This window comes from Arthrobacter sp. CG_A4, from assembly GCF_035985125.1.
GTDB lineage: Bacteria > Actinomycetota > Actinomycetes > Actinomycetales > Micrococcaceae > Arthrobacter.
Genome location: NZ_JAXCID010000037.1, coordinates 1 through 19,447 on the forward strand (window position 1 = coordinate 1; position 19,447 = coordinate 19,447).

General features: G+C 68.0%; 17 protein-coding genes. 8 read left to right on the forward strand and 9 right to left on the reverse strand.

Translation table 11 applies throughout. The features are described 5' to 3' along the window. Nucleotides 1-413 precede the first annotated feature (413 nt). Genes RCH07_RS14595 through RCH07_RS14610 form a run of 4 tightly spaced genes read right to left on the reverse strand, consistent with a single transcriptional unit; the run spans nucleotide 414 to nucleotide 4,527 of the window. Nucleotides 414-1,187: an ABC transporter ATP-binding protein gene (locus RCH07_RS14595; RefSeq protein WP_326968204.1), complete on the reverse strand. Its 774-nt coding sequence runs from the start codon at nucleotides 1,185-1,187 to the stop codon at nucleotides 414-416. Further along, a complete protein-coding gene (locus RCH07_RS14600; protein ID WP_326968205.1) occupies nucleotides 1,184-2,269 on the reverse strand; it encodes an ABC transporter ATP-binding protein in 1,086 nt (361 codons plus the stop codon). The genes RCH07_RS14595 and RCH07_RS14600 overlap by 4 nt, the downstream gene beginning before the upstream one ends. Further along, nucleotides 2,266-3,234, reverse strand: coding sequence for a branched-chain amino acid ABC transporter permease (locus RCH07_RS14605; RefSeq protein ID WP_326968206.1), 969 nt, complete (start codon nucleotides 3,232-3,234; stop codon nucleotides 2,266-2,268). Before RCH07_RS14605 ends, RCH07_RS14600 begins: the two co-directional genes overlap by 4 nt. 9 nt (nucleotides 3,235-3,243) lie before the next feature. Beyond that, on the reverse strand, nucleotides 3,244-4,527 hold the full coding sequence (locus tag RCH07_RS14610) for a branched-chain amino acid ABC transporter permease (protein ID WP_326968207.1): 1,284 nt from the start codon (nucleotides 4,525-4,527) through the stop codon (nucleotides 3,244-3,246). A 504-nt stretch (nucleotides 4,528-5,031) separates the two neighbouring features. Between RCH07_RS14610 and RCH07_RS14615 the strand changes: the two genes are divergently transcribed. Continuing rightward, nucleotides 5,032-5,928: a Bax inhibitor-1/YccA family protein gene (locus RCH07_RS14615; protein ID WP_326968208.1), complete on the forward strand. Its 897-nt coding sequence runs from the start codon at nucleotides 5,032-5,034 to the stop codon at nucleotides 5,926-5,928. 218 nt (nucleotides 5,929-6,146) lie between these two features. Here RCH07_RS14615 and RCH07_RS14620 read toward each other — a convergent pair whose 3' ends face one another. Next, nucleotides 6,147-7,385 (reverse strand): acetyl-CoA C-acetyltransferase, encoded by a 1,239-nt coding sequence (locus RCH07_RS14620; protein WP_326968209.1) that lies wholly within the window; start codon nucleotides 7,383-7,385, stop codon nucleotides 6,147-6,149. A gap of 20 nt (nucleotides 7,386-7,405) precedes the next feature. Then, complete coding sequence (gene galK, locus RCH07_RS14625) at nucleotides 7,406-8,557, reverse strand: galactokinase (RefSeq protein ID WP_326968210.1); 1,152 nt, start codon at nucleotides 8,555-8,557, stop codon at nucleotides 7,406-7,408. Between the two features lie 46 nt (nucleotides 8,558-8,603). On the opposite strand from galK, the gene RCH07_RS14630 reads away from it, so the two are divergent. The 4 genes from RCH07_RS14630 to RCH07_RS14645 are packed head-to-tail and all read left to right on the forward strand — an operon-like array spanning nucleotide 8,604 to nucleotide 12,862. Continuing rightward, a complete protein-coding gene (locus RCH07_RS14630) occupies nucleotides 8,604-9,644 on the forward strand; it encodes an aldose 1-epimerase family protein (RefSeq protein WP_326968211.1) in 1,041 nt (346 codons plus the stop codon). A gap of 4 nt (nucleotides 9,645-9,648) precedes the next feature. Continuing rightward, nucleotides 9,649-10,947: an AI-2E family transporter gene (locus RCH07_RS14635; RefSeq protein WP_326968212.1), complete on the forward strand. Its 1,299-nt coding sequence runs from the start codon at nucleotides 9,649-9,651 to the stop codon at nucleotides 10,945-10,947. A 44-nt stretch (nucleotides 10,948-10,991) separates the two neighbouring features. Continuing rightward, on the forward strand, nucleotides 10,992-12,230 hold the full coding sequence (ilvA, locus tag RCH07_RS14640) for a threonine ammonia-lyase (RefSeq protein ID WP_326968213.1): 1,239 nt from the start codon (nucleotides 10,992-10,994) through the stop codon (nucleotides 12,228-12,230). Nucleotides 12,231-12,238: 8 nt separating this feature from the next. Next, nucleotides 12,239-12,862 (forward strand): rhomboid family intramembrane serine protease, encoded by a 624-nt coding sequence (locus tag RCH07_RS14645; protein WP_326968236.1) that lies wholly within the window; start codon nucleotides 12,239-12,241, stop codon nucleotides 12,860-12,862. An 810-nt stretch (nucleotides 12,863-13,672) separates the two neighbouring features. Here RCH07_RS14645 and greA read toward each other — a convergent pair. Together greA and RCH07_RS14655 are read right to left on the reverse strand one after the other, a co-directional pair. Next, the gene (gene greA, locus RCH07_RS14650; RefSeq protein WP_326968214.1) at nucleotides 13,673-14,167 is read right to left on the reverse strand and encodes a transcription elongation factor GreA; all 495 of its coding nucleotides are present in this window, start codon (nucleotides 14,165-14,167) and stop codon (nucleotides 13,673-13,675) included. A gap of 255 nt (nucleotides 14,168-14,422) precedes the next feature. Continuing rightward, nucleotides 14,423-14,881, reverse strand: coding sequence for a DUF4307 domain-containing protein (locus RCH07_RS14655; protein ID WP_326968215.1), 459 nt, complete (start codon nucleotides 14,879-14,881; stop codon nucleotides 14,423-14,425). A 168-nt stretch (nucleotides 14,882-15,049) separates the two neighbouring features. Here RCH07_RS14655 and mca point away from each other — a divergent pair, with 168 nt between their 5' ends. The 3 genes from mca (at nucleotide 15,050) to RCH07_RS14670 (ending at nucleotide 18,688) form a co-directional block, all read left to right on the forward strand. After that, on the forward strand, nucleotides 15,050-15,955 hold the full coding sequence (gene mca, locus RCH07_RS14660) for a mycothiol conjugate amidase Mca (RefSeq protein ID WP_326968216.1): 906 nt from the start codon (nucleotides 15,050-15,052) through the stop codon (nucleotides 15,953-15,955). 143 nt (nucleotides 15,956-16,098) lie between these two features. After that, on the forward strand, nucleotides 16,099-16,503 hold the full coding sequence (locus RCH07_RS14665; RefSeq protein ID WP_326968237.1) for a hypothetical protein: 405 nt from the start codon (nucleotides 16,099-16,101) through the stop codon (nucleotides 16,501-16,503). Beyond that, the gene (locus RCH07_RS14670) at nucleotides 16,481-18,688 is read left to right on the forward strand and encodes a thioredoxin domain-containing protein (protein ID WP_326968217.1); all 2,208 of its coding nucleotides are present in this window, start codon (nucleotides 16,481-16,483) and stop codon (nucleotides 18,686-18,688) included. Before RCH07_RS14665 ends, RCH07_RS14670 begins: the two co-directional genes overlap by 23 nt. A 59-nt stretch (nucleotides 18,689-18,747) precedes the next feature. Here RCH07_RS14670 and trhA read toward each other — a convergent pair whose 3' ends face one another. Then, nucleotides 18,748-19,410 carry a PAQR family membrane homeostasis protein TrhA gene (trhA, locus tag RCH07_RS14675; RefSeq protein WP_326968238.1) on the reverse strand — a complete coding sequence of 221 codons (663 nt, stop codon included), beginning with the start codon at nucleotides 19,408-19,410 and terminating at the stop codon, nucleotides 18,748-18,750. Between the last annotated feature and the right edge of the window lie 37 nt (nucleotides 19,411-19,447).

The following is a 19,447-nucleotide window of genomic DNA, read 5'->3' on the forward strand; positions in this document are numbered from 1 at the left end:
CCCAGAGACCCTGCCGAATCCCGGGAACCGGCCCGGCGATTTAAACCCAAAATCGAGAACCCGCCGCTACCCGACTAATGACCCACGCACCTAGCCACAAGAAACCCCCGTCCACTCCGGACGGGGGTTTCTTGCGTGCGGGGGAGGGGCGGGCCCGGGCGGACCCACGCTGGCGGGGCAGCAGCGGCGGGCCCGTCACGCACAGCAGAATTCAGGCAACCAGGGGAGCGTCCGACGGCGGAAACCCGCCTCAGCCCGCGGTGTGTCCGCCCATAACCCTGCGCCGCGTGACGCCGTCGTCGATCTGAGGGGGGGCTGGTGGGCAAGAACACCGACTGGCAGCACCCCCGGGCACGCAAAAGGGCCGCCACCGGCTGGTGACGGCCCTCCTGCTGGGGATACTGCCCGAAGCGCTACTCGACCGTGTCGGCCAGGGTGCCCAGGTACAGCTGGATGACCTTGGGATCCTTCATGAGCTCACGGCCGGTGCCGGTGTAGGCGTCCTTGCCCTGGTCCAGCACGTAGCCCCGGTCACAGATCTGCAGGCAGCGTCGTGCGTTCTGCTCCACCATGATCACGGAGACGCCGGCACGGTTGATCTCGTGGACCCGGAGGAAGGTCTCATCCTGCTTGACCGGGGAGAGGCCCGCCGAGGGCTCATCGAGCAGCAGCACGGCCGGATCCATCATCAGGGCCCGGCCCATGGCCACCATCTGGCGTTCGCCGCCGGAGAGTGAACCGGCCCGCTGGGCGCGCCGCTTGCCAAGTTCCGGGAAGAGCCCCGTGACGAAATCGAAGCGCTCCGCGAAGTCCTTGGGCCGCTGGAACATGCCCATCTGCATGTTCTCCTCGATGGTCAGGGCTGCGAACACGTTGTTGTTCTGCGGAACGAAGCCCACGCCCCGGCTGACCAGCTTGTTGGCCTTGAGCCCGGTGATGTCCTGGCCACGGACCACAACTGAACCCGAGTGGACCTTGACCAGCCCGAACATCGCCTTCAGCAGCGTCGACTTGCCGGCGCCGTTGGGGCCGATGATGCCGATCAGCTCACCCTTGCGGGCCTCGATGCTGCAGCCGTTGAGGATGTTCACTCCGGGGATGTAACCGGCCACCAGGTCGGTGACCTTGACCACCGAATCCTCATCATGGACGGGCTTGGCGGCGGGGGCCGCGCTGGTGGCGCTCATTGTGTGTCCTTCTCTGTGCGGTTCGGCTCGTCGGCGCTGCGCCTGCCATGCGTCGTCCCGTTGGCCTCCGGCGCAGCCGCCTCGGCCGCAATGACGTCGGCGGCGATGAGGCCGGCGTTTTCGGTGCCGACGATCGACTCCTCGTCGGCTTCGAGCTCGGCGGCGAGCTCCTTGATGCCCTCCGCATCGCCCAGGTCCACATCGTGGTGGGCGCCCAGGTAGGCGTCAATCACGGCCGGGTTCTTCATCACCTCGGCGGGCGGGCCTTCGGCCACGATCTTGCCTTCGGCCATGACCACCACCCAGTCGGCGATGTGGCGGACCATATGCATATCGTGCTCGACGAACAATACGGTCATGCCCTCGGCCTTGAGGTTCTTGATGTGGTCCAGCAGGGATTGCGTCAGGGCCGGGTTCACACCGGCCATCGGCTCGTCCAGCATGACCAGCTTGGGCCGCACCATGAGCGAACGGGCCATCTCCAGCAGCTTGCGCTGGCCGCCGGAGAGGGACGCGGCGTAGTCGTCCTTCTTGGCGTCGAGCTTGAACTTCTCCAGCAGCACGTTGGCTTCTTCGGTGATTTTCTTTTCCTGGCCGCCCCAGATTCCCTTGAACAGGGCCTTGGAGAGCCGCTCGCCGGACTGTTCGGAGGCGCCGAGGCGCATGTTTTCCATGACGGTGAGCTTGCCCATGACCTTGGTCAGCTGGAACGTGCGGACCATACCCATGCGGGCAACCTTGTACGAGGAGACGCCGGCAATGCTGTTGCCTTCGAACTGCCACTTGCCCGAGTTGGGCGTGTCGAAGCCGGTGAGCAGATTGAACAGGGTGGTCTTGCCCGCGCCGTTGGGGCCGATCAGCGCCGTGATCTTGTGCCGCGGAATTTCAAGGTATTCGACGTCGACGGCGTTGATGCCGCCGAAGCTGCGGGTGACGTTCTCCGCCACCACGATCGGATCGCGCTTCTTGCAGCCGGGCGCTATCTCCCCGGCGGCAATCGGACGCGTATCCGTCATGTAGTCAATGGTCTCTGTGCTGCTTGTGGTGCCTGTAGTGCCAAATTCTTCGCTCTGCGTACTCATGCGAACGCCAGCTCCTTCTTGTTGCCGAAGACGCCCTGGGGCCGGAAGATCATCAGCAGCATCAGCGCGATACCCACGAGGATGTACCGCAGCTGGCCGGCCTGGACTGTGTTCAGCCAGGTCACGGCGCCGGATTCGATCAGGCCATACAGGACGCCCTGTGTGAGGGACAGCACCACCCAGAAGATCATCGCGCCGACGACGGGCCCCAGCACCGTGCCGAGGCCGCCGAGCAGCAGGCAGGTGTAGAGAAAGAACGTCAGCTCCGTGCCGTAGTTGGCCGGCTGGACCGCGCCGCGGGGGAGCGTAAAGACCATTCCCGCCAGCGCGCCGAGCACACCGCCGATGATGAGGGCCTGCATCTTGTAGGCGTACACGTTCTTGCCCAGGGAGCGGACGGCGTTTTCGTCCTCGCGGATGCCCTTGAGGACACGGCCCCATGGGCTGCGCATCAGGAGCCACACCAGGGTGCAGCAGATGATGACGACAATCCAGGCGACGACGCGGATGAAGAAGTCCCTGTTGTTCATGCCCAGGTAGGAGCCCTCGGGGAAGGGGTTCATGGCATAGAACCCGCCCTCGAAGGCGGCAAGGCCGTTGGCCGAGCCGGTCACGGCGGTCAGCTGGTTGGTGGTGACGATGTAGCGGACGATTTCCGCCGCGGCGATCGTCACGATGGCCAGGTAATCGGCGCGCAGCCGGAGGGTTGGAATACCCAGGAGTAGGGCGAAGATGGCCGCGGCGACCACCGCGATCAGCAGCCCCACGAAGAACGGGGCGCCGAAGGTCAGAGTGGAGATGGCGAAGCCGTAGGCACCCACCGCCATGAAGCCGGCCTGGCCGAAGTTGAGCAGGCCGGCGTAGCCGAAGTGAACCGCAAGGCCGAGCGCGGCGAGGGCGTAGGCCGCCGTCGTCGGGCTGAACAGTTCCCCTGCAGCGCTTGAAAGAATGAATCCGAAGTCCATGGCTGTCTCCTAACCCACGCGCTCGCGACGGCCCAGGATACCCTGGGGCCGGATCAAGAGGACAATAATCATGATGAACAGTGCTCCCACGTATTTGAGGTCGGCGGCGAGGCCGAACACGGTGGTCAGCTCCACGAAGATGCCGACAATGATGGATCCGAGCAGGGCGCCCCAGACCGTGCCGAGACCACCCAGGGTGACGCCGGCGAAGATGAGTAGCAGGATCTGCGAACCCATGTCGAAGGTGACACCGGGCCGGTAGTAGGCCCAGAGGATGCCGCCGAGGGAGGCCAGCATGCCGCCGGTGACCCAGACAATCCGGATGACCGAGTCGACGTCGATGCCGGAGGCCGCTGCCAGGGCCGGGTTGTCGGCCACCGCGCGGGTGGCTTTGCCGAGCCGGGTTTTGAGCAGGACAACACCAAGGATGGCGATAACGACGGCGCTGATTACGAGGGACCAGAGGTTGTTGGGGGAGATGGAGACCGGGCCGATCTGGATTTCCGCGCTCTGGGCGAACGGCAGCTGTTGTGTGGCGCCGCCGAAGAAGAACTGGATCACGTAGCGGACGGCCAGGGCGAGGCCGATGCTGACGATCATCATCGGAACCAGGCCGGTGCCGCGGCGGCGCAGCGGCTTCCACAGGCCGGCGTCCTGGACGTAGCCGAATAGTCCGCCGCCGAGCAGGGCAAGCACGATCGCCAGCCAGAACGGCAGGTTCATGGCGTTGAAGGCGAAGACCAGGACAGCGCCGAGGGTGACCATTTCACCATGGGCGAAGTTGGTCAGTCCGGTGGTGCCGAAGATCAGCGATAGGCCCACCGATGCCAGAGCCAACAGGAGGCCGAAGCTCAGGCCCGCGACAAGGCGGTTGATCAGGTTCTGGCCGAAATCCTGTTGCTGCACAACGATGCCCTCGCCGAAGGCGAAGATCACGGAGAGGTTGGAGGTCTGGCTGAAGGTGACCTTGCGGGGGTTTTCCTGGCCGTCGGCGAGCTTGATGCCATCCGGAAGCGTGGAATCATCCAGCTTGACCTCATAGGTGCCCTGGGTGGGGACGCCGATGGTCCAGGCGCCGTTGGCACCCGATTTCGCGGTTCCCGTGAAGTCACCGCTTGTGGCGGAGATGGTGACGTCAGCGATCGGCGTACGGTCATCGCCGCGCAGGAAGCCGCTGATGCTGTTCTGGAACGTGGTTGCCGACGGGGATGGTGCCGGCGAGGGGGTCGTGGCGGCCGATGCCGGGGCGACGATCAGCAGTAGTGCTGCCACGGCGGCGAAAACAGCCCCCACAGCTTTCAGCAGTCTGCCGCGCCGTCTCAGCAACAGGCCTCTCGGTGTACTTCTCAAAATGAAAACCTCCACAGGGGGGTGGTGTGGGTTGCGCCTTTGCAACCGCTGCGAACAGTCAGGGTGACGAGGGGTGGTGCGTTATGCGATGCGGTTGGAGCGGTACAGCTTGTGATATCCGTCACCCTGCTTGGCCAATGTTACAGCCCGTTCAGGGCAAAGAATGCCGTCGCGAGCAGGCAGAACGTCGCGATCCGGTAACAACCGTGTAGCTCGGCACTCAGCACGATTTACCCGTGCTAAAGAAAACTTTTGTTGATTCCGAGTATGCCTAAACAATCGCTCTGCGCAAGGGGCTGCCGCAGATCACGGTTGGGTTGCGGCAGGTCCTTCCCGGGAACTAACACTGCCGGTCAGCCGTGGAAATTGGTAGCGTGGGATGTAGGCAATCGCCCGCAGTTCACCACCGGAACATCATCCACCCCCTTTATTTGGAGGACACCAGTAATGGCACTTGGCGGAAACCCAGTCTTCAACGGAAAGAATTTCCGTGGAGCAACCCAGGCACCGCCTGCCCCGCAGGCCTACGGCCAGGGCCCCTACGGCCAGGCACCGGGCCAGGTCATGAACGGCCAGGGCTGGAACGCTGCCCAGCAGGGCATGACCCAGGACCAGCTCCAGGACATGTACAACCGGCCCGCCGCCGGCCCTGCGGACACGGGACGTATGACTTACGACGACGTCATCGTCAAGACCGCGCTCTGCCTTGGCGCCGTGATCGCCGGTGCGGCCGTTACCCTCGTGGTGGCGCCCGGCCTGGCCAATCTGCTGATGATCGTCGGCGCGCTGGGCGGATTCGCGCTCGCCCTCGTCAACACCTTCAAGAAGCAGCCCTCACCGGCGCTCATCCTGGCCTACGCCGCACTGGAGGGCCTTTTCCTCGGCGGCCTGACCCGGATCCTCGACGGAATGTTCCCGGGCGTCGGCCTGCAGGCCGTGATCGGCACCCTGTCCGTATTCGCCGTGACTCTGGTGCTCTTCAGGAGCGGCAAGGTCCGGGCTACCCCGAAGGCCATGCGTTTCTTTATGATCGCCATGATCGGCTACGCGGTCTTCGCGCTGGTCAACATGGTCATGGTGTGGACCGGCGCCGTTAAATCCCCCTTCGGCCTGAGCACCAGCGTCGAAATCTTCGGCATCCCGCTGGGCGTTTTCATCGGCGTGCTGGCGATCGGCCTGGCCGCGTTCTCGCTGATCATGGACTTCACCAGCATCGAAGCCGGCGTCCGCAACGGCGCCCCGCAGCGCTTCGCCTGGACCGCGGCCTTCGGCCTGACAGTGACCCTGGTCTGGCTCTATGTGGAAATCATCCGCCTGCTCTCAATCCTCCGCGGCAACGACTAGCCGTAGCGGCTAACTGTCAGTCACAGACAACAGACTGTTAGTCACAGACAAGAGCGGGCCCCGCCAGACGGCGGGGCCCGCTCTGCTTGTGTCCGGTTGGCGCTTGACCGGCCCGCGCTTGACCGGCCCGCGCTGCACCGGCCCGCGCTGCACCGGCCCACGGAATCATCCGCACGTCACCGTCCAACAGACTCATTCGCGCCGGGGAGGAACCAAGCTCAGCTCAGCCGCTCCAGCACCACCGCCATGCCCTGCCCGCCGCCGACGCACAGGGTGGCCAGGCCCAGGCCCGCGTCCCGTTCCCGAAGCCCGTTCAGTAAGGTGGTGGTCATCCGGGCGCCGGTCATGCCGAACGGGTGGCCCAGGGCGATGGCACCGCCGTGGATATTGAGCTTGTGGTGATCGATTCCGAGTTCCTTGGCGCTCGCGACCACCTGGACGGCGAAGGCCTCGTTGAGCTCCACGAGGTCGATGTCCCCGATGCCCAGCCCCGCAAGCGTCAGCGCCCGCCGGGTCGCCTCGACAGGGCCCATGCCCATGAGTTCGGGGGACAGGGCGCTGACGCCGGTGGAGACTATCCGTGCGAGCGGTTCCAGCCCGAGTTCGCGGGCCCGCACATCGCTCATCACGACGACGGCGGCGGCGCCGTCGTTCAGCGGGCAGGCGTTGCCGGCAGTGACCGTGCCCGAGCCGCGGAAAACGGGCTGCAGGGCGCTGACGGACTCGAATGTGACGCCCGCCCGGGGAGAATCGTCCCGGTCCACCACGGTGCCGTCCTTGCGGGTGTAGGGCGTGATCTCCCGGGCGTAGAAGCCCGCGGCGATGGCCGCTTCGGCCCGGTTCTGGCTCAGCACCGCCCAGGCGTCCTGGTCCGCCCGGCTGATGCCGTAGCTCGTGGCGACATTCTCGGCCGTCTGGCCCATGGAAAGGTAGATGTCCGGCATCCGACCGCCCAGCCGGGGGTCGGTCCACGGCGTGTTAGCGGCGGCCCGGGCCGCGGTGCGCTGCCGGGCGGCGTCGAAGAGCGGATTGTGGGTGCCGGCGTCGGTCTCCCCGGCCCCGGCCCAATCGCGGTAGCGGGACACGGCCTCCACCCCGGCGGAGACGAACGCGTGCCCCTCGCCGGCCCGGATGGCGTGGAACGCCATCCGAAGGGTCTGCAGGCTGGAGGCACAGAATCGGTTGATGGTGGCGCCGGGGACGTTGTCCAGTCCAGCCAGGATGGTCACCACGCGGGCCATGTTGGAGCCGGCTTCCCCGCTTGGCTCGGCACAGCCAAGATAGAGGTCATCCAGGCCGCGGCCGGTGGGGTCCGCGGCGTCGAAGGACGGGATCCGGGCCAGGGCCGCGGTCACCATCGCGGCGGCCAGGTCGTCGGGCCGCTCGTCTTTCAGCGTGCCCTTGAAGGCGCGCCCGATGGGGCTTCTGGCAGTGGAAACGATCACGGCGTCGGGCATGCGCCCAGCCTACGCCCCGGTCATCCCACGCGGATGGCACCCGCCGCCGGGCGCACGCCGAAGATGTCCGGTGCGGCATATCCGGCCCGGGCGAAGGCGCGTTCGACGGCGGCCCGGACCCGCTGCTCCGCGTCCACCGGGGTGAGCGCAATCGCCGAGCCGCCGAAGCCGCCCCCGGTCATCCGGGCGCCGATCGCGCCGGCGGAGCGCGCGGTCTCCACCGCAAGGTCCAGCTCGGGGCAGGAGATGTCAAAGTCGTCCCGCATTGAGGCGTGGCTGGCGTCGAGCAGCGGGCCGATCGCCGTCGGACCTGCGCTGCCGAGGAGCGCTACGGCCTGCAGTACGCGGTCATTCTCCGTGACCACATGCCGCACACGGCGGAACGTTACCGGATCCAGCAGGGCGCTGGCGTCCCCCAGATCCGCGGGCCGGACGTCGCGCAGGGCCTGGACCCCGAGCACTTCGGCGCCCAGTCCGCAGGAGGCGCGCCGGGAGGCGTAGCCGCTGCCGGCATGGGAGTGCGACACCCTGGTGTCGATCACGAGCGTGACCAGCCCGGCGCTTTCGGCGTCGAACGGCACCAGGCGGAGGGACTGGTCCCGGCAGTCGAGGAAGATGGCGTGGCCCGCAGCGCCGCGCAGGGACGCGGACTGGTCCATGATGCCCGTGGGGGATCCGACGAAGTCGTTTTCCGCGCTCTGCGTGGCCAGGACCATGTCCTCGGCGCCGAGCCCCGCAGCGGTGAGCTCGTTGAGCGCGCAGACGACGGCGCACTCGATGGCATGGGAGGAGGACAGCCCGGCGCCCCGGGGGACATCTGAGTCCAGCAGCAGGTCCAGCCCGGGGATGCGGACTCCGCGCTGCTGCAGGGCCCACAGGACGCCCAGCGGGTACTTGGTCCAGCCGCGCGCCGTTGCGCGCTGCAGGGCGCCGGCATCCGCCGTCGTCAGTCCCTGGTTGCCGAAGGTGGACAGCAGCCGCAGCGTGGAGTCCGGCCGGACGCGGACCGCCACCCGGGCGGCCCTGTCGATGGCGAAGGGCAGCACGTAACCCTCGTTGTAGTCGGTGTGTTCGCCAATCAGGTTGACGCGGCCGGGCGCCCGCCACACGCCGTCGGGTGCCGCGCCGAAGACGGATTCGAAGCGGGCCGCAAGGTCCTCCGTGCTGGTCATGGCTCCACGGTATACGGCTTGGTGTTCGGCTCGGTACGGTGGTGCCATGGACCTGACAAACTCATCCTCCCTTCACGCCGCTGATAGCGGGGCCCCCGGCGGACCCCGCGCTGCCGCCCTCGACGGCTCCCCGCGGCGCTACGCCTCGGGAAGGCAGTACGAGCTGCGGCGCGGCGACGCGCTCGCCGTCGTCACCGGACTGGCCGCCGGCCTCCGGCTGTACAGCCGCGGCGGCACGCAGCTGACCGAAAGCTACGGCGACGAGGAGATCCCGCCGGGCGCCACCGGGATCACGCTGGCGCCGTGGGCCAACCGGGTGGAAGACGGCGTCTGGCACCTCAACGGCAAAAAGCAGCAGCTGGACATCACCGAGGTCGCGAACAACAACGCCAGCCACGGGCTGCTGCGCAATTCCACCTACGATCTCGTGGACGAGTCCGAATTTTCCGTGACACTGGAAGCGGCAATTTTCCCGCAGCACGGCTACCCGTTCCTGCTGCGCCACCGGGTGCGCTACGAACTGGCCGACGACCTCGGCCTGGTGGTCCGGCAGACGCTCATCAACGACGCGCCGGAGCCGGCACCGTTTGTCCTGGGCGCCCATCCCTACCTCCGGCTGGGCGAGGTGCCGAGTGAGGACCTCACCGTGACGGTCCGCGCCCGGACCCGGCTGGTGACGGATGACCGCCTGATCCCGCGCGGTACCGAACCGGTGGGCGGCGACTTCGACCTGCGCGCCGGCCGGCCCGTAGCCGGTCTGGACCTCGACTCCGCCTTCACGGACCTGGAGTTCGACGGCGGCCTCGCCCGGCACACGCTCCGCGCCCCGGACGGGCGGAGCGTGACCCTGTGGCAGGACGCGACCTGCGGCTACGTCCATGTCTTCGTGACCACAAACTTCCCGGGCCGGCCCAAGGCGGTGGCGATCGAGCCCATGACCGGGCCGGCCAACGCCTTCAACAGCGGCGACGGCCTGCGCTGGCTGGACCCGGGCGAGCGGTTCACCATGACATGGGGTATCAGCGCTTCCCTGGATCAGTGCCTGGATCAGGGGTTTTCGCATCCGGCCGCCGCTGGTGAATCATAGGGTTATGACGCCAGCTGACGACGCCGCCCCGCAACGCCCTGCAGATACTGCCCAGGTTCCCCGCCGGGCACTCACGGACAGTGAGCTGGACCAGGACATTCCCTACGGCGTACGGATGGCGGCCTCCTGGGCCTGGCGGATCGGCCTTATCCTGCTGGTAGCCGGTGCGCTGGTCTGGCTGCTCGGCAGGGTGAGTTTCCTGATTATCCCGGTCATGGTGGCAGCCCTGCTGGCGGGCCTGCTCAGCCCCGTCACGCGCTGGCTGACACGGCACCGGGTGCCCAGGGGCCTCTCCGTAGCGGTCACCGTCCTCGGCTTCCTCGGAGTCATCGCCGGCGCGCTGACACTCGTGGGCCGGCAGCTTGCGACCGGATTCGGCGAACTGTGGACAGAGGCGCTCGCCGGGGTCCAGCAGGTCCAGGCCTGGCTCTCCGAGGGCCCGCTGCACCTGACGGCGGCCCAGATCGACCAGTACATCAAGGAAGCCTCCGCGGCGCTGCAGACCAACAGCAGCAGCATCCTGAGCGGGGCGCTGAACTTCGGCAGCACCGCAGGACACTTCGCCGCCGGCCTGGTCCTGGCGTTGTTCGTCCTGATCTTCTTCCTGCTCGAAGGCGACCGGATCTGGGCGTTCATCGTCCGCCTGCTCCCCCGGAAGGCCCGTGCCGCCGCGTACGGGGCCGGCCGCAAGGGCTGGACCTCGATGGTCAGCTACGCGCGGATCCAGATGTTCGTGGCTTTCGTGGACGCCATCGGGATCGGTGCCGGTGCCGCCATCATTGGTGTTCCGCTGGCGCTGCCGCTGGGCGTCCTGGTGTTCCTGGGCTCCTTCATCCCGATCGTCGGCGCCCTCGTCACCGGCGCTGTTGCCGTTCTGCTGGCCCTCGTGGCCAACGGCCCGGTCAATGCCCTGATCATGCTGGGGATCGTGCTGCTGGTGCAGCAGTTCGAGAGCCACATCCTGCAGCCGCTCGTGATGGGCAAGGCCGTGTCGCTGCATCCCGTCGCCGTGATCCTGTCCGTCGCGGCCGGCTCCTACCTCGCCGGTATCCCCGGGGCCCTCTTCTCCGTGCCGATCCTGGCCGTAGCAAACTCGTCGATTCGCTATATTGCCGGCAGAACGTGGGAACATGATGAGGTGCTGGCGGCCGCGGGTCTTCAGGCCGTCCTTGCCCCGGCAGCCGGCACAGAGAACACCGTGCGGGACGTCCGCCTGCCGAGTCAAGCCCCCGGCAGCGGCGATGGCGCCGCACAGCACCGCGGTGCCCCGGGCGGCGATGCCGGACGGGACACCGGGGCCTGACGTACCGTCCGGACCGCAGCCTGATCCGAGAAGGAGACTAGTTAGTGAACAACCTTGAGAGCCTGCCCGTCACGCTGGACGATGTCCTGGCGGCGCAGAAGCTGCTCGACGGGATCATTACCCGGACGCCGGTCGAATCCTCCCGGGCCCTCGGAACCATGGTGGGCGCCGAGGTCTACCTCAAGTGCGAGAATCTGCAGCGCGCCGGCTCCTTCAAGGTCCGCGGCGCTTACGTGCGGATGGCTAAACTTTCCCCGGCGGAAAAGAAGCGCGGCGTCGTCGCGGCCTCTGCCGGCAACCACGCCCAGGGCGTCGCGGTCGCGGCGAAGAGTCTCGGCATCAAGGCCCGCATCTACATGCCCCTCGGTGTTGCCCTGCCCAAGCTCGCGGCCACCCGAAGCCACGGGGCTGAAGTGGTGCTGCACGGCCACAACGTGGACGAGGCCCTCGCCGAGGCGAAGCGCTACGCCGATGAGACCGGCGCCGTCTTTGTCCACCCCTTCGACGACGTCGACGTCGTTGCCGGCCAGGGCACGGTGGGCCTCGAAATCCTCGAACAGATCCCCGACGTGGACACCATCCTGATGGGAGTCGGCGGCGGCGGGCTGCTCGCCGGCGTGGCCGTGGCCGTCAAGGCCAGGGCCAAGGAACTCGGCCGTGAAATCCGGATCATCGGGGTCCAGGCCGAAAACGCAGCCGCCTACCCGCCGTCGCTCGCCGCGGACGCGCTGGTCCCGCTCAAGCGCGTCTCCACCATGGCCGACGGCATTGCCGTCGGCCGGCCCGGCCAGCTGCCCTTCAGCATCATCCGCGAACTGGTCGACGACGTCGTCACCGTCAGCGAGGACGCCCTGGCCCGCGCGCTGATCTTCCTGCTGGAACGCGCCAAGATGGTGGTGGAGCCCGCTGGCGCCGTGGGCATCGCGGCGCTGATGGAAGGCAAGATCGAGCGTCCCGGAACCGTCGCCGTCGTCCTCTCCGGAGGCAACATCGACCCGATGCTGATGCTCAAGGTCATCCAGCGCGGGCTCTCCGCCGCCGGCCGCTACATGACCGTGCGGATGATGCTGGACGACCGTCCCGGTTCGCTGGCCACGATCGCCCGGATCATCGCCGAGAACGACGCCAACGTCACCGGTCTGGACCACACCCGGGTGGGCGGGTCTATCAGCATGGGCGACGTCTCCATCACGGTGAACCTGGAAACCAAGGGCCACGAGCACTGCGAGCAGGTCCTCGCGGCACTCCGGGCCGAGGGCTTCCAGCCGATCGTGGTTCACTAGGGTCCATGATGCTTGACTCCACGCGCAACGACAGGCCCCCGTCCGCCGAAACGACTGCGGTGCGTGCCCGGAAGGGCCTGCTGGTGGTGGGCTCGTTCGTGCTGCTGCTGTATCTGATCGAAATCGTCAATACCCTGATGCTGCATACCCTCAACGGGACCTTCGGGCTGCGGCCGCGGCGGCTCGACGGGATCTTGGACATCCTGACGTTTCCGCTGCTGCACGCCAATCTGGCGCACCTCTTCTCCAACACGCTGCCGCTGGTCATCTTCGGCTTCCTCGTGTTCCTGTCCGGCCGGCGGGTGTTCGCCACGGCCCTGGCCTCGAGCTGGCTGGGATCCGGGGTGATGGTGTGGCTGATCGGCGGCTTCAACATCACCGTGGGGGCGTCCGGCCTGGTCTTCGGGCTCTTCGCGTTCCTGCTGGTGCGCGGCTTCTTCAACCGCAACTGGTGGCAGATTCTGCTGTCCGTCGTGCTGTTCTTGAGCTACGGCGGCATCCTCTTCGGCATCCTGCCGTCCGTGGCGAGCTTCGTTTCCTGGCAGGCGCACCTCGGCGGCGCCATCGGGGGCGTCCTGGCCGCCCTGCTCCTGAGCAACCGGCGCGCCGGAACGCAGCTCAGCGGGCGTTAGCACTACGACGCCGGCCCGCCGGCTGGTGGGCATTTTCTTTAGTTCGTCACGGGTCCGGGCGCTGCCCGACCGGGCTCTGGGACATGCCCCGCGCCGGGGGCAGCGGGCGGACATAGTGTCATTGTGCCCGGTCCCGGGTGCGAAAAATGGACATGTCCCCTGCGGCGAAGCCAGATTCCGGGCCGCCGGACCCGCCCAACGCTTGGCCGGACCAGCCCAACGCGACGGGCTGCGACGTTCCTGCCCAGTTACTTCGGCGCCCCGCGCCACAAGCCAGCGGGAATCCGGGCCTTCCCCGGGCCGATAGGAGCTGTGGCGGCAAGTAACCGGGAAGGAGCGCCGCCAACGAAACCTGCGGCTGGCCAGGTCAACGAAAACAGCCAGCGGGCGGAACGTGCCCGCCGGGCCGGAGCTGTCCCGCTGGACTGGACAATTGGATTGCTCACCCGCCCAAAAGGACATGCCCAGCGCCGGGGGCAGCGGATGGACATAGTGTCATTGTGTCCGGTCCCGGGTGCTAAAAATGGACATGTCCCGCTGGACTGGACAATTGGACTGCACACCCGCCCAAAAGGACATGCCCAGCGCCGGGGGCAGCGGATGGACATAGTGTCATTGTGCCCGGAACTCGCCCCTTGGTGTGAAGAATACCCGGTCCCGGGTGCGGAAAATGGGCATGTCCCGCCGGCGCGAAAAGGTCCGGGCTCCGTTTGACCCCCGACGAACGAACAAAAATGACCGCCAGGGCCGCGGAAAGCAGAAAGTCCCCGCCGAGGCAGGGACTTTCCGGTGGGTCGGTAGGTGCGGGTGTCAGCCGGCGTACGGCTTGGCGGAGATGATCTCCACCGGGATGACCTTGCCGTTCGGGGCAGTGTAGCTGAGCTTGTCGCCCTGCTGGTGGCCGACGATGGCCGCGCCCAGCGGGGACTTTTCGCTGAAGACGTCGAGGTCTGAGTCGCCGGCAATTTCACGGGACCCGAGCAAGAAGGTCTCCTGCTCGCCGGCGATCCTGGCAACGACCAGCATCCCGGGCTCGACGATTCCGTCATCAGCCGGGGATTCGCCCACGTGCGCGTCCCGGAGCAGCGCGGTCAGCTGGCGGATCCGGGCCTCGATCTTGCCCTGCTCCTCCTTGGCCGCGTGGTAGCCGCCGTTCTCCTTGAGGTCGCCTTCCTGGCGGGCCGCTTCGATCTTCTGCACGATTTCCGCCCGGCCGGGGCCGGAGAGGTGGTCCAGCTCTGCCTTCAGGCGGTCAAAAGCTTCCTGGGTGAGCCAAGCTGCTGTTGCGCTGTTGGTGGTAGACATGGACTTCTCCTTATGGTCAAACAAGCAAAGACCCCGCCACGGCGGCCACTTTTGGGACTCAGCAACCAGCTCGGCGGGGAAAAGGTATTGATCCATTGTAGTCAATCCTGTGGATATACCAAAGAAGCCTGCGGTGTGGATCACACCGTAGTACCCGCCACTGCGGCAACCCTTGTCGAGGTCGAGGTCGAGGTCGAGGTCGAGGTCGAGGTCGATATCGAGGTCGGGGTCGGGGCCGGGGTCGGGGTGGCGGGGCTACTCGGCGGCGTCGGGAAGCCAGCAACTGTCGACGACGCCGGACACAGCCTGGGATTCCGTGCGGAGGAGCGCCCGGTGGGCGGTGGTGCGGCCGCCGTCGGAGCCGGCGTCGGTGGCATTGGGGGCGATGTCCACGACTTTCCAGCCGACCACCGCGAACTTGGCATCCAGCGCCTTGACGGCGCATTTGGCGTCCGTTGACGGTTCCTTGGTGACCTGGAAATCAATCTCCGCCACGGTGGCGTCCGGAGTGCTGTAGCCGATGTCCTTGAAGGTGATGCTCTCCGTGGCATTCGAGGTCGAGATCCAGGCCATGAACCCGATCCCCCCCGCGAGGGCGGCAACCAGGATGGCCCGCCTGGCACTGCCGCCCAAGGCGCGCTTTTTGCCGCCGTAACGATTGGCTAGGTTGGTAGACGCCGACGCGGGCGCGGCAGGCTGATCCTTGGAAGTCACCAGTCCAGTTTAGGCTGGATCGGGACGGGCATTGTCCGCGCCGCCGCTGCGGCCCGTATTCCCGCCAGAAGACCCGCAGCAGCAGTTCCGCAGCAGCAGTTCCGCACTCGAAGTCCCGCATCATCAGTCCCGCACACGAAGACCCGTAGAAAGAGGAGCCGTCCCACGATGACAGCGTCCCCCAGCCCGTCCGCGCCGCTTCGGCTGCTGGCCGTCCACGCCCATCCCGACGACGAGTCCAGCAAGGGCGCCGCCACCATGGCGATGTACGCCGCGGCCGGCGTCGACGTCCTGGTGGCGACCTGCACCGACGGCTCCCGCGGTGACATCCAGAACCCTGAGATGGAAGGCAAGCCGCACCCCAAGCGCGACATGGCCGGCGCCCGGCGGCTCGAGATGGACCGCGCCGCCGGGGTCCTCGGTGTCAGTCAGCGCTGGCTGGGATTCGTCGATTCGGGGCTGCCGGAAGGCGATCCGCTGCCGCCGCTGCCGGTGGGCTCTTTCGCGACGTTGCCGCTGGAGCGGGCGGCTGCGCCCCTGGTCCGGCTGGTCCGGACGTTCAGGCCGCAGGTGATCCTCAGCTACGACGAGAACGGCGGGTATCCGCACCCGGACCACATCATGGCGCACCGCGTCGCGGTCGAGGCGTTCGAGGCGGCCGGCGATCCGGCCCGGTACCCGGGAACCGGCGAGGCCTGGGCGCCCAGCAAGCTCTACTACGACCGCGCCTTCAGCCCCGAACGCTTCCGCGCCCTGCACTACGCGCTGGAGGAGTCCGGGCTCCAGTCGCCCTACGCCGAAAGGCTCGCCGCGTGGCTTGAGACCGACGCGGAAGGCCACACGCCGCCGGCGCCGACCCACCCCACCACCACGCAGATCGAGTGCGGGGACTTCTTTGAAGCCCGGGACGACGCCCTGCGCGCCCACCGCACCCAGGTGGACCCGGGTGGCTTCTTCTTCGCCGTGTCACCGGCGATGCAGCGCCGCGTCTGGCCATGGGAGGACTACTCGCTGATCCAGTCCAGGATCCCTGCCGATCTGCCCGAAAAGGACTTCTTCGCCGGGCTAAGATAGACCCGGCAGGCAATTTACATGCCGCGTGGAACTGCGTAGCAGGGAAGTTGCAGCGAGCCGGAACAGCAGTCGTCCAGAAGTAGCCCCGAAGCCCCGGCCTCGGGCCGCTATCAGTCCCACAGAAGGTTTTATCCGTGCATTCCATGCTCACCGCTCTGGCAACAGCCCCGGCGCCCGCCCCATCACCGTCGCTGCGTCCGGGACTTTCCCAGGACCAGGTGACACCCGGCCTCCTGGGCTTCCTGCTGACAGCCTTCATTGTGCTGCTGACGGCGCTGCTGATCGTGGACATGGTGCGGCGCATCCGCCGGGTCCGCTACCGCGCCCAAGTCGAAGAAGAGCGGGCCGCCGCCGAAGCGGCAGAGCCCGACGACGCCGCCCGGGACCGGCAACCACAGTCCAGGGACGTAAGGTCCCCGCAAACGCAGTCCCCGGGCGCAAAGTCCCCGGACGTCAAGGCCCCGGGGCTCCAGTCCCCGCAGGATTCTGCCGGCACCGCCGGCAGCCGGCCGGAAATCAACGGCGATGCAGGGCCCGGGACCCGCTGACCGGGATCCGTCCCCGACTTTCCCCGAGGCGGCCAACGCCCTGGGCGGGGAACCCTCTGCCTATTTGCGGCAGCACGCCGGGAACCCGGTGCACTGGCGGCCCTTCGGGGATGAGGCTTTCGCCTTTGCCGCCGCCCGCGACGTCCCCGTGTTCCTCTCGATCGGCTACGCGGCCTGCCACTGGTGCCACGTTATGGCGCACGAATCCTTTGAGGACCAGGGCACCGCGGACTACCTGAACGCCAGCTTCGTAGCCGTCAAAGTGGACCGCGAAGAGCGGCCCGACGTCGACGCCGTTTACATGGCCGCGACCCAGGCGATCACCGGGGAAGGCGGCTGGCCGATGTCCGTCTTCCTGCTGCCGGACGGCCGGGCCTTCCACGCAGGAACCTACTTTCCGCCCCGGCCGCTGCCGGGCAGGCCCTCCTTCCGGCAGGTCCTCGAGGCCGTGACCGAAGCCTGGCTCGAGCGCCGCGACGCGCTGGTACAGAATGCCGACACTCTGGCCCGCGGCCTTGCAGCCGCGCAGTTCGGCTCCGCGGTGCGGCTGGACGGCCCTCCCGACCCCATCGGCTCGGCCCTGCTCTCCGACGCCGTGCACGCGCTGGCCGGTGCCGAAGACCCCTCCGGCGGAGGATTCGGCACCGCACCGAAGTTCCCGCCCTCCGCAGTCCTGGAGTTCCTGGTCCGGCACGCCGCCGCAGGGTCCGGTACCGCGGACGCAGCCCGGGAGATGGCCGGCCGCACCCTCGCCGCGATGTCCCGTTCAGCCCTGTTTGACCAGCTCGACGGCGGCTTCGCCCGCTATTCCGTCAGCCGCGACTGGTCCGTCCCGCACTTCGAGAAAATGCTTTACGACAATGCCCAGCTGTTGCGCGTCTACGTCCACTGGGTCCGGCTCGGCGGAGCCGCAGAGTACCCCGCGGCCGACGCCGCCGACGTCGCCGGCCGCACCGCGGACTGGCTCATCGCATCGCTTGGACTGACAGTGCCGCCGGAACCGGGAACGGACAAGTCCGGGCCGGCGTCCCATCCCGGGGCGCTGGCGTCTTCCCTCGACGCCGACACCGTAGTGGACGGAGCGCACACCGAGGGGGGCACCTACCTCTGGACCGCCGCGGACCTCGCCGGGCTGCTGGGGTCCGGGGACGGCGCCGCCGTCGCCCGTTTAATGAACGTCACGGCCCGCGGCACCGTCACCGCGGACGGCTCCCCGCTGCATCCCGGGCGGGCCATGGACGCCGCGGACACGGCGCTTTGGCAGCGGGTCCGGCCGGTGCTCCTGGCAGCGCGCTCACACCGGCCGCAGCCGGCCCGCGACGACAAGGTGGTGGCCGGCTGGAACGGGCTGGCCGTTGCGGCGCTGGCCGATGCCGGCGCCGTGCTGGAACGGCCCGGACTCGTGGCGGCCGCGGAACGCATAGCGGCCTACCTCGAGCGGGTGCACTGGAGCGCCGGATCCGGGGGAGCACGCGGCACCCTGATGCGGGTCTCCCACCAGGGACTGGCCCGGGGGATCGGCGGGTTGCTGGAGGATTATGCCTTCTGCGCCGAGGGCCTCTTCGCGCTTTACGCCGTCACCGGCCGGGCGCGCTGGTACCGGCTGGCCGAGGATATCGTCGCCGCCGCCGTCGGGCGGTTCGCCTCGGATGGGGCCCTGCGCGACGCCGCGGGGGAGTCGGAGCAGGTATTCAACGCCCAGGGCCGGCGCGCGGCGCTGGACCCCTTCGACGGCGCCACGCCGAGCGGCGCCGCCGCCTTCGCGGGCGCGCTGCTGTCCTCCGCCGCGCTGTCCGGCTCCAGCGAACACCGGACCCTGGCCGGCAGCATCCTCGCCCTGCTGCCCCCGCTGGCGGCCACGGCACCCAGAGCGGCCGGCTGGCTGCTCGCGACGGCACAGGCCGCCCTGGCAGGACCGGTGGAGGCCGCCGTCGTCGGCCCGCCCACGCCGGCGCGGGCGGCGCTGCACCGGGAACTGCTGCTCTCGCCAAGCCCGGGACTGGTGATCGCGCTCCAGGACCGGGAAGGGGAATCCGCCGCCGAGGGTGCGGTCCCACTGCTGCGCGGCCGCGAGGCGGCGGCCGACGGCTCGCCGCTGGTCTTCCTGTGCCGCGGGATGGTCTGCGGGCTCCCGCTGGGTTCTGCCGGGAAAGTGCGGGAGCGCCTCGCTGCCATGGCGGAATGAAGCGCCCAGTGGACGCCGCACGACAGGGCGTACCTCGCGGGGCCGAGCTTCACCTGAGATCAGCCGAGGACGGCGATGGCAATGGCGATGTAGTGCACGGCGAAAGCCACGACCGTCAGGGCGTGAAACAGTTCGTGGAAGCCGAAATGCTTGTAGCTGATGTTGGGCTTCTTCAGGGCGTAGAAGACGGCGCCGGTGATGTAGAGGGCGCCCCCGACGCAGATCAGCACGGCCGAGGCCACGCTGGCGGCGAAGAACTCGGGCAGGAAGAACAGGGAGCCGCAGCCCAGCGCGATGTAGATCGGCACGTACAGCCAGCGCGGGGAATCCGTCCACAGCAGCCGGAACAGCACCCCAAGGATGGCCCCGGACCAGATGACCCACAACAGCAGCACGGCCTTGGGCCGCTCCAGGAGGGCCCAAGCCAGGGGGGTATAGCTTCCGGCGATCACCAGCATGATGTTGGTATGGTCCAGCCGCTTCAGCACGATCTTGACGCCCGGGGACCAGTTCCCGCGGTGGTAGATGGCGCTGATGCCAAAGAGCAGGACACCCGTGAAGACGTAGATGGCTGAGGCAATTTTCAGCCCCGGCGTCGGGGCCAGTGCCACGAGCACGATGCCGGCCGCCAGCGCCAGCGGAGCCGTCACGGTGTGGATCCAGCCGCGCCACTGCGGCTTGATCATCAGGAGTTCGGCCAGCCGGACCGCGGCATCGTCCATCGGGCCCTTTTTTGGGTCTGCAGGCTGTTCCGGCCGG